This window comes from Burkholderia sp. ABCPW 11, from assembly GCF_001523445.1.
Taxonomy (GTDB): Bacteria; Pseudomonadota; Gammaproteobacteria; order Burkholderiales; family Burkholderiaceae; genus Burkholderia.
In genome coordinates, this window is the sequence record NZ_LOVM01000033.1 from 230,978 (window position 1) to 244,642 (window position 13,665).

The window sequence follows — 13,665 nt, forward strand, 5'->3', positions numbered from 1 at the left end:
ATCGCGGTGTCGGTCCCATTCCCGTCGTCGTGTCAGCCGGCCGAACGCCGGGCGCGTTCGAGCAGCCATTGCGCGCCCGCACGATCGCCGCCGACGTCGAGCAGCGTCGCAAGATGCGTCAGCGCCTCGTGATGCGTGGGGCGCAGGTACAGCGCCTTCCGGTAGAAGTCGCTCGCCTCCGCGGCGCGCCCGCGCGCATCCGCGATCAGTCCGTTCAGGTAGAACGCGTCGGCATGCGGGCCGACGCGCGCCGAGAACTGCGCGAGCACGCGCTCGGCCTCGTCGAACGCACCCGCGTTCGCCAGGGCCTGTGCATCCTCCAGCGTCGGCGCGTCCTCCCGCGTCGGCGCGTCGTCGATCGTCGGCGCGATGCCGTCGTAGGCCGGCGCGGCCGCCACGGCGGTTGCCACGGCAAGCTCGGCCCGTGCGTCGATTGCGGCCGTCGGCACGGCCGGCGCCGCCGCGAACGGCTGACGCACGTCGCCAAGCCAGGCGGGCGGCTCGACGGCCGCCACCGGCTGCAGCGCGGCGAGCGATGCGACCGTGACGCGCTCCGCGCGCCGGTACGGCACCGCCGCGGACAGCGACGCTGCCGGCCGGGCCGCGCATGCATCGGCCGCCGCCGCGCCGGCCGACTCGCGATGAAACGCGAACGCCAGCGGCACGCGCGCCGAGCGCATCCCGTGCCGCATCGCGACGCCCGTCTCCGCCGGCCCGACGAACAGCATGCCGTCGTCGGCGAGACGCGCGTCGAGCGAGCGGATCACGCGATCCTGCGCGTCGCGGTCGAAATAGATCAGCACGTTGCGGCAGAACACGAAGTCGTAGCGAATGCCGTTGTCGGCAACCGGTTCGACGAGGTTCGCGTGACTGAACTGCACGCACGCGCGCACGCGCTCGTCGAGCAGCCAGCCGTCGCGGGTCGGCGTGAAATACCGCGTACGAAACTCCGTCGCCGTCCCGCGAAACGCATTGCGTCCGTAACAGCCGAGCCGCGCCTGCTCGATCGCGCGCGCGCTCAGGTCGATCGCGTCGATCGCGAAGCTGGACGGCTCGAGCCCCGCATCCAGCAACGCCATCGCCGCCGAATACGGCTCCTCGCCCGTCGAGCACGGCGCGCTCAGCACGCGGATCACGCGGCCCGGCATCGCGGCGAGCCGTTCGGCGGCCTGCCGCGCGAGCGTGGCGAAGGCTTCGCGGTCGCGGAAGAACCACGTCTCCGGGACGACGAACAGCTCGATCAGCGCGCGCCGTTCGTCAGCCGACGCGTTGAGGTGCTGCCAGTACGCGTCGAGCGCTTCCGGCGTCACGGTCGGCCGCGCCGCCGACGGCACGCGTTCGCCGTCCGCCTGCAACGCATGCACGCGATCCGTCAGCGCCCGCATCAGGAAATCGTTGCCGAGCGAATCGGGGTCGATGCCGGTCTCGCGCAGCAGCCAGCCGCGAAATCGCGATTCGGACGCGTTCATGCGGATTCCTCCCCGTGGCCCGACAGGCCGTCGAACAGATACAGGCGGGCAACGTCGTCGATCAGGTCGGACACGGAGATCTGCTGCACGACGCCGTCGGGCGTGTTCGCGACCTGCCCGAGCCAGCGCGTGCGCGCGGTCGAGACACCGCTGGCGCGGAACGCCGCGCGGTCGATCCGCATCGTCTGCGTCGCACGCTCGACGATCAGGCCGATCGTGCGCTCGCCATCGGCGTGACCGGCGCGATGGCGGACCATCACGAGCCGCGTCGAGCGCAGCGCCTGCGCGCGCCGCCCGAGCGCCAGCATCGGCACGTCGATCACCGGCACCGGCTGGCCGCCGCGCATCAGCAGCCCGGCGATCCAGTCGGGCGCGCCGGGCACCGCCTTCGTGACGGCGAGCGGCAGCACCTCTTCGATGCCGGCCGCGTCGAGCGCATAACGCTCGCCGTCGAGCTCGAACATCAGGAACAGCGCATGGGCGCCGTGCTGCGGATCGGCGCGCGTCACGCGTCGACCTTGAAGCGCGACACGCTGGTGCGCAACTGGTTCGCGACGAGCGTCAGGTCGTCGATCGCCTGCGACGACTGGCGCAGCGACTCGGCCGTCTGCTGCGCGGCCTCCGACAGTTGCGACAGCGCCTGCGTGATCTGCTCGGCGCCGTTCGCCTGCGTCTGCATCCCTTCGTTGACCATCTGGAAGCGCGGCGCGAGCGTCTGCACCTCGGCGATGATCTGCGACAGCTGCCCGCCGACCTGCTGCACGTCGAGCATCCCGCGGCGCACTTCCTCGGAGAACTTGTCCATCCCCATCACGCCCGCCGACACCGCCGACTGGATCTCCTTCACCGTCTGCTCGATGTCGTAGGTCGCCACCGCCGTCTGGTCGGCCAGGCGGCGGATCTCGGTTGCGACGACCGCGAAGCCGCGGCCGTATTCGCCGGCCTTCTCGGCCTCGATCGCCGCGTTCAGCGACAGCAGGTTGGTCTGGTCGGCCACCTTGGTGATCGTCGCGACCACCTGGTTGATGTTCAGCGCCTTCTCGTTGAGGATCGCGAGCTTCGCGTTCACCGAGCCGGCCGCGTCCATCACGCTGCGCATCGTCTCGCCCATCCGCGTGAGCCCGCTCTGGCTCACGCCCGCGAGCGTCGCCGACTGCTCGGCCACGCCGGCCACCTCGTTCATCGTGCGCAGCAGGTCGCGCGACGTCGCGAAGATCTCGCGCGAGGTCGCGCCGATCTCGGTGGTCGTCGCCGCGGTCTCGTTCGCGGTGGCCTGCTGCTCGCGCGACGTCGCGGCGATCTCGGCCACCGACGTCGTCACCTGCATCGACGACTGCTGCGCGCGCGCGACCAGCTCGGTCAACTCGTCGGCCATCCGGTTGAAGCCCGTCTCGAGCGTGCCGAATTCGTCGCGACGGCGCAGGTCGAGGCGACGCGTCAGGTTGCCGGTGCGCATCACGTCGTGCACTTCGACGAGCCGCGCCATCGGTACGGTGACCGAACGGTACAGCACGTAGCCGAGCCCGAGCGCGGACAGCAGCACGAACGCCAGCGCGGTCGCGAGCACGATCTCGGTATCCTGCACCGATTCGCGGATCAGCTTCGCGGATTGCTCGGCGAACTTGCGGTTCTCCTGCACCAGCACGTTCGCGTTGCGCACGACCTCGGTCCACGCGGGCTGCACCTTCGCGTAGGCGGCGACCGCTTCGTCTCGCGACGCGCGGCTCTTCCGTACCGCTTCGTTCAGCAGCGGCACGTAGTGATCGTAGGCGCCGCGGAACGCCGCGAAGCGCTGCCGGTCGTCGTCGCGGAACGTCGTGTTCTGGTAGTCCACCGACAGCGATTCGATGTCCTTCAGCACGTCGGGAATCCTGGCGAGATCGCGCTGCACGGCTTCGGGTTCGGTATCGACGAAGGTCGCCTGCTGCAGCAGCGTGAACGATTCGTTGACCGAGCCGCGCAGCGTCGACGCGAGGTAGACGCCGGGCAGCGAGTCGCGCTCGATGCTGACGGCTTCGGCGTTGATCGCGCGCAGTCGCTCGTACGACACGCCGGCTGTCACCAGCATCAGCACGAACAGCACGCCGAAGCTGAGCAGGATGCGATTGCCGAGCGTCAGCCGGGCAGCGCCGATCGTCGGATGCAGGCTTTCATTGGTCGTGCGGGGCGTCACGGTGGCCATGTTCGTTATGGGCTTTCTAAATTCAGCGTTGAAAAAATCCGCGCCCGCCTGCGCGCCGGGTGGCGCGCCACGAGCGCATCGGGGTCTCGCGGGCGGCGCGGCGCCGGCAGGCCGCGCCGCGAAATCACCGCTCCGCTTGCGCCGGCAGCCGAAGCGCGACCATGAAGCCGCGCGCCGTATTGCGCATCAGGATCTGGCCGCGATGCCGCGCCGCCGTCGCGCGGACGAACGCGAGGCCGAGGCCGAAACCGCTGCGCGCCGCGCCGTGCGCGGATTCGAGCTGCACGAACGACTCGGTCGCGGCCGTGCGCTGTTCCGGCGCGATGCCGGCGCCGGCATCCTCGACGCCGATCAGCCAGGCGCCGTCGTCGCCGCTCAGCGTGCAATGTACGTCCATCCCGGCCGGGCCGTACTTCAGCCCGTTGTCGATCAGGTTCGCAACCGCGCGCGTCAGCATCATGCGGTCGCCCATCGTCACGCACTCGGTATCGGGCACGTGCGCGATCACCCGGCAGCCGAGCCCGGCCGCCTTCTCCCACAGCTGGTCGACGGCGTCGAGCACGATCTCGTTGAGACTCACGACCTCGGGCGCGCGGCGCTCGGACTGCGCGCGGGTGAGGTGGATGAAGCCGTCGGCGAGCGCGAGCGCGCGCCGCGCGTGGCCGGCGATGCGCTCCATGATCGCCGGCATGTCGCCGTGTTCGGCCCGGTAGACGTCGAGCAGCGCGAGGATCGACGTCTGCGGCGAGCGCATGTCGTGCGACAGGAAATCGAGCGCCTCGTCACGCTGCCGCGACATCAGGTACGAATTCGAGTGATAGCGGATGCGCGCGGTCAGCTCCATCGCGTCGGGAAGCTTCACCAGATAGTCGTTCGCGCCGGCGATGAACGCCTCGCGCTTGACGATCGGCTCCTCCTTCGCGGACAGCACGATGATCGGCACGCGTGCGGTGCCGGCGTCCGCGCGCCACGCGCGCACGAGATCGAGGCCGTCGATCTCCGGCATCACGAGATCCTGCAGGATGACCGTCGGCTTCACGTCGCGCGCGACCGCCATCGCCCGATGTGCGTCGGTGCACACGTGCAGGTCGATGTCGTGCTCGCTGCGCAACGCGCGACGGATCACCTCGCCGACGAACGGCTGGTCGTCGACGAGGAGGACCGATAACCCCGATTCGAGGCAATCCGAGGCATTATCACTGCTCGATTCTTTCATAAATACAGTTTCAAACGCCGAATCTCCAATCGATTCTTTCATAGGAGTTGTTTATCCGACTTGGACACTATCTTATATTGGCAGTTGTAAAACCCGCCTGATTTCGCCGATTTGGCCTGTCGGCACTGCCTTGCAGGGCTTCGGACGCCGCTTGTTTCCCCGTCGACGACCGTATTACCTCTGCATTCTTTCTCTCAATAAACATAACCGGCTGATTCTAAATGAAATTAGAACACAGCATCTATCTCCTTCCGGTTTAGTTTTGCCAAATATGCAGAAAGAGACGGAAACAGATAAATCAGATCATTTCCGGATTCGAAAGACGATAACGTTTGCGTGACCGCCACGACGAGGTTTGCATGCGCTGCAAGGCTCGGAGTCGGTCATATTGAGGGCCGGATTCGGGTGCACCGAATCGGCGGACGGGAGGGAAAAATCGCGCGACGGGTGGCTCGACCCGCGCGTTTCGGGGCCGGCACAACGCCGACTCGTGCGATGCGTGAGCTGGCCGCCCTAGCCGCGCGCGTGCTGCGCGGACACTTCCTGCAGGTCGAGATCGCGTTCGAGCGTGTGCAGCATCTCGTCGTGGATGCGCCCGGATCGGTGCAGGCGCAACAGTTCGGCGCGCCCGGCCCGGATCGCGGCCAGCACCACGTCGTAGTGCGCGGCGCGCACTTCCGCCGGATACGCGGGCTCGTTCTTCGTGCGTTCGGTCAGCTCGGCGCGATACGTGTATTGCTCGAGCAGGCGCGGATGGATCACGACCCCGTTCTCGTCGCGCACGAGCGGCTGGATCGCCGCGAGTTGCGCGGCCTCGACGTACGCCCACGTCTGCGGCTCGCTCAGGTGGTGCGCGGCACGCTCGTCGCGCTGCGGCATGCGCAGCAGCCGGATCAGCGGCCCGATCGTCGTGCCCTGCAGCAGCACGGTGACGAGAATCACCGCGAACGATGCGACCAGGATCACGTCGCGGCCGGGCAGCGCCTCGGGCAGCGACAACGCGATCGCCAGCGTCACCACGCCGCGCATGCCGGCCCAGCTCATGACCGTCGCGGCCTTCCAGTCGGGCGCCGGCCCGCGCCGTGCGAGGCCGCGCACCGGCCACTTCAGCGCCTCGACCGCATAGATCCACACGAAGCGCGACACGATCACCGCCGCCAGCACCGCGAGCACGGGCGGCACCATCGTGCCGAGCACCTGCTCGAAGCCGCCGAGCCGATGGATCGCGCCGCGCAGCGACAGCCCGATCAGCACGAACACCATCGCCTCGAGCAGGAACACGATGACCTGCCAGAACGCGGTGCCGCGCGTGCGCACGGCCGCCGAGAACACCTCGTGCTGATGCCAGCCGACGATCATGCCGGCCGTCACCGTCGCGATCACGCCCGACACCTCGACCATTTCGCCCGCGATGTACGCGATCCATCCGGCAATCACCGCGACGGTGATCACGAGGTAGTCGTCATCGAGCAGCTTCAGGAACCACACGACGAGCTTGCCGATCACGAAGCCGACCACCACGCCGCCGAGCCCGAGCTCCGCGAAGCGCACGACCGCGTGCTCGAGGCTGAACGCGCCGGTGAGCGCGGCCGCGACCGCGAAGCGGAACAGCACGAGGCCGGCCGCGTCGTTCAGCAGGCTTTCGCCTTCGAGCAGCACCATCAGCCGGCGCGGCAGCGCGACGCGTTCGAGCACGGCCTTCGCGGCGACCGCGTCGGGCGGCGACACGATCGCGCCGAGCGCGAAGCACGCGGCCCACGGCAGCGCCGGCACCACCCAGTGCACGGCGAAGCCGACCGCGAACGTCGTGAACACGACCGCGCCGATCGCCAGCATCAGAATGCCGCCGACGTTGCACTTGAATTCTTCCCACACGGAGAAGTACGCACCGTCCATCAACAGCGGCGGCAGGAACACCAGCAGCACCAGTTCCGGATCGAGGTTGATCGGCGGCAGACCGGGGATGAACGCGATGCCGATGCCGCCGATCAGCAGCGCGGCCGCGGGCGGCAGCCGCAGCCGCTTGGCGATGCATTCGAGCGCGACGATCGCGAGGAATGACAACAGAACCAGCTTGAATGCCGAGACGGGGGACATGAATCGACCTCGTGAAGAATGAATTCGCGCGTTCCGGCGTCGTACCCCGGTCGGCAGTTTCGCGCGATTACATCACGAGGCGACGCCCGTAGTCGAGCCTGTTTCCGGCGAACGCGCAGGGTACGCGGACGACACGCGCGGCGCCGTGCCGCCCCGCGCGCCGCCATGAAAAACGGCACGCGGGCCGGCCCGATCGCCCGCCCGCGTGCCGTCGCGGCGCCGCGCCGCCTGCCGCGCGTTACCGACGCCGCACCACCATCAGCCGCGGCTCGGTCATGTCTTCGATCGCGTAGCGGACGCCTTCGCGGCCGAGGCCCGAATCCTTCACGCCGCCGTACGGCATGTTGTCGACGCGGAACGACGGCACGTCGTTGATCACGACGCCGCCGACCTCCAGTTCGTCCCACGCGCGCTGCGCATGCGTGAGCGAATCGGTGAACACGCCGGCCTGCAGCCCGAAGTCGCTGTCGTTCACGCGTGCCAGCGCGTCGTCGAAGCGGTCGAACTTCTCGAGGATCGCGACCGGGCCGAACGCCTCCTTCCGGTACAGGTCCTGCTCGCGGCCGACGTTTTCCAGCAGCGTCGCCTCGAACATCGCGCCGTCGACCTTGCCGCCCGCGACGATCTTCGCCCCCGCCGCGACGGCCGCGTCCATCCAGCCCGACAGCCGGCGCGACTCGGATTCGGAGATCATCGGGCCGACGAACGTCGACGGATCCTTCGGATCGCCCATCTTCAGCGAACGCGTCTTCGCGATCAGCTTCTCGCGCAACGCGTCGTAAAGGTCGGCATGCACGAGGATCCGCTGCACGCCGATGCAGCTCTGGCCCGACTGGTAGTACGCGCCGAACGCGAGCCGCTCGACCACGTAGTCGAGCCGCTCGCGCTGGTCGGCATCGACGATCGCGGCCGCGTTGCCGCCGAGCTCCAGCACGACTTTCTTCTTGCCGGCCTTCTCCTTCAGCGCCCAGCCGACGGCAGGCGAACCGGTGAACGACAGCAGCTTGAAGCGCTCGTCGGTCGTGAACAGGTCGGCGCCGTCGCGATGCGCGGGCAGCACCGAGAACGCGCCCTTCGGCAGGTCGGTTTCCGCGAGCACCTCGCCGATGATCAGCGCGCCGATCGGCGTGCGGCTCGCCGGCTTCAGCACGAACGGACAGCCGGCCGCGAGCGCGGGCGCGACCTTGTGCGCGGCGAGGTTCAACGGGAAGTTGAACGGCGAGATGAACGAGCACGGGCCGATCGGCACGCGCTTCGTGTAGCCCGTATAGCCCTGCGCACGCGCGGAGATCTCGAGGTTGACGATCTCGCCGTCGATGCGCACCGATTCCTCGGACGCGACGCGGAACGTATCGATCAGCCGCGTGACTTCGCCCTTCGAATCGTTGATCGGCTTGCCGGCCTCGATGCACAGCGCCTCGGCCAGCTCGTCGAAACGTTCGCGAAACCGCGCGACGCAATGATCGAGCACGGCCTGCCGCCGGTAGGCGGGCATCTCGCGCATCGGCTTCGTGGCGTCGACGGCCGCGGCGATCGCCGCATCGATCGCCTTCGCGTCGGCCAGCGCGACGCGCGTGGCGACCTTGCCGCTGAACTTGTCGGTCACCTCCAGATCGGTGTTCGCGTAGACGGCTTCGTTGGCGAGGTAGTACGGATACGTTTCCTTCAACATGGAACGACTCCTTCCTGTGAACGGGGCATTCAGAGTTGCGCCGACAGGCGCTTGATCTCGCGGTTCAGCACGCGCTCGTTGTCGGAGTAGTCGATCGGCACGTCGATCACGTGCACGCCCGGCGACGAGAAGCACTCGCGCAGCAACGGCTCGAGATCGTCGGCCGACTCGACGCGATGCCCGTGCGCGCCGTAGCTCTGCGCGTACGACACGAAGTCGGGATTCTTCAGCGTCATCGCGAAATCGGGGAAATTCATGTTCTCCTGCTTCCAGCGGATCATCCCGAACGCATCGTCGCGCAGGATCATCACGACGATGTCGAGCTTCAGCCGCACGGCCGTTTCGAGCTCCTGCGAATTCATCATGAAGCCGCCGTCGCCGCACACGGCGATCACCTTGCGCTGCGGATGCACGATCTTCGTCGCGATCGCCGACGGCAGGCCCGCGCCCATCGACGCGAGCGCGTTGTCGAGCAGCAGCGAATTCGGCTCGTGCGCACGCCAGTAACGCGCGAACCAGATCTTGTACATCCCGTTGTCGAGGCAGACGATGCCGTCGAGCGGCAGCGCGTTGTACAGGTCGTTCACGATCCGCACCGGATACATCGGAAAGCGCGGATCGTGCTGGCCCTTTTCCAGATGCGCGTCGAAATGCGTCTTGATCATCGCGAAGCGCTCGAAATCCCAATGCGGCTGCGGCCTCACCGCTTCCTTCATCTGCCACACCGCGTTCGCGATGTCGCCGACCACCTCGATCTGCGGAAAATAGACGGGGTCGACCTGCGCGCCGAGGAAGTTCACGTGGATCACGGTCTTGTCGTCGGTGCGCATGAAGAACGGCGGCTTCTCGATCACGTCGTGGCCGACGTTGATGATGCAATCCGCATGCTCGATCGCGCGATGCACGAAGTCGCCGTCGGACAGCGTCGCGTTGCCGAGCCACAGCGGGTGCGTCTCGTCGATCACGCCCTTGCCCATCTGCGTCGTGAAGAACGGGATGCCCGTCTTGTCGACGAATTCGAGCAGCATCTTGCAGGTGGTCTTGCGGTTGCCGCCCGCGCCGATCATCAGCAGCGGATGGCGCGCGGCCTGGATCGCGTCGACCGCGTGCGCGACCGCCTTCTCCTCCGCCACCGGCCGCCGGCTGTAGCTGCGCGGAATCGGCTTGCCGTCGCCCTCTTCGTGCGCGATGTCTTCGGGCAGCTCGAGGTGCGCGGCGCCCGGGCGCTCTTCCTCCGCGCGGCGGAACGCTTCGCGCACGGCCGACGGAATGTTGCCGATCGACACGATTTGCCGCGTGAACTTCGTGAGCGGCTGCATCATGTCGACCACGTCGACGATCTGGAAATGGCCCTGCTTGCTGGACTTGATCGGCTTCTGCCCGGTGATCATCAGCATCGGCATCCCGCCGAGCTGCGCATACGCGGCAGCCGTCACGAAGTTCGTCGCGCCCGGCCCGAGCGTCGCGAGACACACGCCGGTGCGGCCCGTGAGGCGGCCGTAGGTGGCGGCCATGAACCCGGCGGCTTGCTCGTGCCTGGTCAGCACGAGCTTGATCTTCGATCGCCGCAGCGATTCGAGCAGATCGAGGTTTTCTTCGCCTGGAATGCCGAACACGTACTCGACGCCTTCGGCTTCCAGCGCCTTCACGAACAGATCCGATGCTTTCATGGGGACTCTCGGTTATGCCGCCTGCCCGGCCTACGGACACGCGGCGTTCAGGACGCGCGCCGGCCTACGGCACGCGGACGCCTTACCTACTGGACACTGACCACGGCACTGCTCGCCGCGCAAGACGCAATACCAGATGCGTGCTGCGCGGCGGCGCCTCCGGATGCCGGAGGACGAACGGACCCGCCCGCGCGCGGCAAGCACGCACGGGCGGCAAAGACGTTTTCGATTGTAGACGGATTCGCGAAATTCCGGCTTCGGCCGGATGGCCGGCTCCGGCAGCGGAAAGATCGGCCGGACGGCCGGGAAACGTCCGGCGATGCCCCCGGCCGGGCTGTAATGGCAACGATGTTCAATTCGACAGACATGTGAACCATGGTTGACACATTGCCATTCATGCCCTACAGTTGCCCGGCATTCAGCATCCGGACCACCGACGCCTTCGACGCCTGGTTTGCCGGCCTTCCCGATCGCATCGCCAAGCGCCGCATCCAGGCGCGCATCGACCGCCTGTCGATGGGCAATCCCGGCGACTGGAAATCCGCCGGCGCGCCCGTCGTCGAAATGCGCATCGATCATGGGCCCGGCTACCGCGTCTACTACGTCCGGCGCGCGACGATCCGGGTCATCCTGCTTGGCGGCGGCGATAAATCGACGCAACAGGCCGACATACGCGCCGCGCACGCAATGCTCGCGCACCTCGACATGGAGTGATCGATGGACAAGATCAAGACGCGGCCATGGGATTCGGCCGAACACCTGAAAACCGAAGACGACATGGCCGACTACTTCGACGCATGCCTGCAGGAAGCCGGCGACGATCCGGCCTTCATCGCGCACGCGCTCGGCGTGATCGCCCGCGCACGCGGCATGTCGCAGGTCGCGCGCGATGCGGGCCTGTCGCGCGAAGGGCTGTACAAGGCGCTGTCGCACGACGGCAATCCGAGCTTCGGCACGATCCTGAAAGTCATCAAGGCGCTCGGCCTGCAATTGCACGGCGCCAAGGCTGCCGCGTGACCCGGCGGCGCACGGCGTCGTGCTGCCCGCGCAACGTCCGTGCCCGCGTCAATGCAGCCAGCCGGCCGCCCAGCGCGGCGCGAGCGACACCCGATACGACCCTTGCCCGATCAGCCCGCCGGCCTGCGTGCCGTCGATGCGTCCGGTCGTCCGAATGGCATATCGGCCCCTTAAAGGCATCGAACGCCTCCATACTCGTCGGAACGACAGAAACCGGGGGGCACGCATCGGCTACGCCTGTCGTCATGCGTCGACCTCCATTGATTTCCAATCTGGTAGGTCTCCTGTTGTTCATCTCACGCGACAACGCTTCGGCGCGCGCATCGCCGAAGTCATTTCATTCCCATTGACGTATTACGCTAAACGTAATACCCTGACCGTAATGATCGATTCGTTCCGATGCAAAGACACGCAGTTGCTTTTCGCAGGAGAAACGCCCAAGCGCTTCCGCGCGATCGAAACGGTTGCCACCCGGAAACTGCAAATGATTGCCGCAGCGAAGGAACTGCGCGATTTGCGGGCGCCTCCCGGCAACAGGCTCGAGGCGTTGCAAGGCGATCGGGAAGGTCAGCACAGCATCCGCATCAACGAGCGATGGCGGATTTGTTTCGTATGGAGCGACGATGGCCCCGCCCAGGTCGAGATCGTCGACTATCACTGACTGGAGCTTCGCATGCTCAAGAACGGAATGCGCCCGATTCATCCGGGCGAAATCCTTCGGGAAGAATTCCTCGTTCCGCTGGAACTGAGCGTCAACGCGCTGGCGCTCGCGTTGAACGTGCCGGCAACGCGGTTGCACGAAATCGTCAAGGAACGGCGCGGAATCACGGCCGATACGGCCTACCGGCTCGGGCGCTACTTCGATACGTCGCCGGAATTCTGGCTGAACCTGCAAGCCACGTACGACCTCAAGACGCTGCCGACGCGCAGCGAGATCGACCGCAAGGTCGAACCGCGCGAACGCACGCACGCGTAGGCACGCAGTCCGCCGTTCGTTCGCGTGGCCGCGTCAATGCAGCCACCCGGCCGCCCAGCGCGGCGCGAGCGACACCAGATACAACCCGAGCCCGATCAGCCCGCCGACCAGCGTGCCGTTGATGCGGATGTACTGGAGATCCTTGCCGATGTTCAGCTCGATCTGCCGCGACATCTCGCGCGCATCCCAGTTGCGCACCGTGTCGCGAATGTGACGCATCAGGAAATCGGCGAAATCGGGCGCCATCTCGTGCACGGCCTTCTCGACGTGCTCGTTCAGCGACGCACGCAGCACCGGGCTCTCGGCGAGCCGCGCGCCGAGCCAGCCGCCAAGCGTCGCGGCCTGCCGGTGCAGCGCCGAATCGGGGCGCGCGAGATCGGCCTTCAGCCACGCGCGCAACTGGTCCCACAAGTCGCGCACATACTCGTTGAACGCATCGCCGTCGCGAATATAGCGCTTGATCTCCTCGCCCTTCGCGATGAACGCGGGGTCGTGCTTCAGCCGTTCGGTCAGCCGCACGACCGTCCGGTCGAAGCGCTGCCGCAGCTCGTGCTCGGGGTCGGCCGCGACGCCTTCGAGCACGCGGCTCACCGCGCTCGCGAGCATTCGCGCGCCGTTCTCGCCGAACCACTGCGTCGGCATGATCTTCTCGACCTTCGGGTATTGCGTCTTCAGCCATTCGACGATGAAGCCCGCGATCACCTCGCGGTTCTCTTCCTTGTCGAGCACGTCGACCACCTGTTCGATCGCGTCGTCGAGCAGCGCCTGGTGACGGCCGTCCTTCGTCAGCGTGTCGAGGATCGCGCCGGCGGATTGCGACAGGTCGACCCGGTCGATCACCGCGCGGAACGCATCGTGGACGAACGACTGGATCCGCGCGTCGTCGGTCATGTCGAGCGCGAAGCTCGTCAGCTTCGTCACGTAGCCGCCGAGCGCGTCGGTATTCGCCGGCTCGCCGAGCCACGCGCCGAGCTTCTGCGCGGGATCGTGCTGGCGGATCTGCGCGGCGAGCGCGTCGGGGCCGAGGAATTTCTCGCGCACGAACACCGCGAGGTTGTCGGCGATCTTGTCCTTGTTCTTCGGAATGATTTCGGTATGGCGCGACACGAACGGGATCGGCACGCGGCGGAACAACGCGACGACCGCGAACCAGTCGGCGAGCGCGCCGACCATCGCGGCTTCGGCCACCGCCTTGAAGCCGTCGACCCACGAGCCGCGCGGCAGCAGGATGGTGGCGACGAACACCGCGACGGCCGCCAGCAGCAGCCACAGCGCACGGCGCTTGCTTCGTTTCAGTTCGAGGGCTTTGTCTGGCGTCATGGAGGACGGGCGAATCGGCGATGCCGCTAATATCCCCGATTTCGCC

General features: G+C 67.2%; 12 protein-coding genes. 4 read left to right on the forward strand and 8 right to left on the reverse strand.

Features of this window, described 5'->3' with window-relative positions:
• Positions 1–32: 32 nt before the first annotated feature.
• The 7 genes from WS61_RS15705 to WS61_RS15735 form a co-directional block, all read right to left on the reverse strand.
• A complete protein-coding gene (locus WS61_RS15705) occupies positions 33–1,469 on the reverse strand; it encodes a protein-glutamate O-methyltransferase CheR (RefSeq protein WP_059501292.1) in 1,437 nt (478 codons plus the stop codon).
• The gene (locus tag WS61_RS15710) at positions 1,466–1,978 is read right to left on the reverse strand and encodes a chemotaxis protein CheW (RefSeq protein WP_059501295.1); all 513 of its coding nucleotides are present in this window, start codon (positions 1,976–1,978) and stop codon (positions 1,466–1,468) included. Before WS61_RS15710 ends, WS61_RS15705 begins: the two co-directional genes overlap by 4 nt.
• Positions 1,975–3,651, reverse strand: a complete 1,677-nt coding sequence (locus WS61_RS15715) for a methyl-accepting chemotaxis protein (RefSeq protein ID WP_059501297.1) — start codon at positions 3,649–3,651, stop codon at positions 1,975–1,977. The genes WS61_RS15710 and WS61_RS15715 overlap by 4 nt, the downstream gene beginning before the upstream one ends.
• 124 nt (positions 3,652–3,775) lie before the next feature.
• Positions 3,776–4,909 carry a hybrid sensor histidine kinase/response regulator gene (locus WS61_RS15720; protein ID WP_059501299.1) on the reverse strand — a complete coding sequence of 378 codons (1,134 nt, stop codon included), beginning with the start codon at positions 4,907–4,909 and terminating at the stop codon, positions 3,776–3,778.
• 471 nt (positions 4,910–5,380) lie between these two features.
• The gene (locus tag WS61_RS15725; RefSeq protein WP_059501301.1) at positions 5,381–6,964 is read right to left on the reverse strand and encodes a Na+/H+ antiporter; all 1,584 of its coding nucleotides are present in this window, start codon (positions 6,962–6,964) and stop codon (positions 5,381–5,383) included.
• Between the two features lie 238 nt (positions 6,965–7,202).
• Positions 7,203–8,636 (reverse strand): aldehyde dehydrogenase family protein, encoded by a 1,434-nt coding sequence (locus WS61_RS15730; protein ID WP_034205313.1) that lies wholly within the window; start codon positions 8,634–8,636, stop codon positions 7,203–7,205.
• 29 nt (positions 8,637–8,665) lie between these two features.
• Positions 8,666–10,306 (reverse strand): acetolactate synthase large subunit, encoded by a 1,641-nt coding sequence (locus WS61_RS15735; RefSeq protein ID WP_034205314.1) that lies wholly within the window; start codon positions 10,304–10,306, stop codon positions 8,666–8,668.
• Positions 10,307–10,702: 396 nt separating this feature from the next.
• On the opposite strand from WS61_RS15735, the gene WS61_RS15740 reads away from it, so the two are divergent.
• The 4 genes from WS61_RS15740 to WS61_RS15755 all read left to right on the forward strand — a co-directional run bounded on the left by WS61_RS15740 (position 10,703) and on the right by WS61_RS15755 (position 12,299).
• Positions 10,703–11,020 carry a type II toxin-antitoxin system RelE/ParE family toxin gene (locus tag WS61_RS15740; RefSeq protein WP_373557122.1) on the forward strand — a complete coding sequence of 106 codons (318 nt, stop codon included), beginning with the start codon at positions 10,703–10,705 and terminating at the stop codon, positions 11,018–11,020.
• Positions 11,021–11,023: 3 nt separating this feature from the next.
• Complete coding sequence (locus tag WS61_RS15745) at positions 11,024–11,323, forward strand: addiction module antidote protein (RefSeq protein WP_006490972.1); 300 nt, start codon at positions 11,024–11,026, stop codon at positions 11,321–11,323.
• A gap of 382 nt (positions 11,324–11,705) precedes the next feature.
• Complete coding sequence (locus WS61_RS15750; RefSeq protein WP_059501305.1) at positions 11,706–11,984, forward strand: type II toxin-antitoxin system RelE/ParE family toxin; 279 nt, start codon at positions 11,706–11,708, stop codon at positions 11,982–11,984.
• Positions 11,985–11,996: 12 nt separating this feature from the next.
• A complete protein-coding gene (locus tag WS61_RS15755; RefSeq protein ID WP_059501307.1) occupies positions 11,997–12,299 on the forward strand; it encodes a HigA family addiction module antitoxin in 303 nt (100 codons plus the stop codon).
• Positions 12,300–12,332: 33 nt separating this feature from the next.
• On the opposite strand, the gene WS61_RS15760 is transcribed toward WS61_RS15755, so the two are convergent.
• Positions 12,333–13,619, reverse strand: coding sequence for a DUF445 domain-containing protein (locus tag WS61_RS15760; RefSeq protein WP_059501310.1), 1,287 nt, complete (start codon positions 13,617–13,619; stop codon positions 12,333–12,335).
• Between the last annotated feature and the right edge of the window lie 46 nt (positions 13,620–13,665).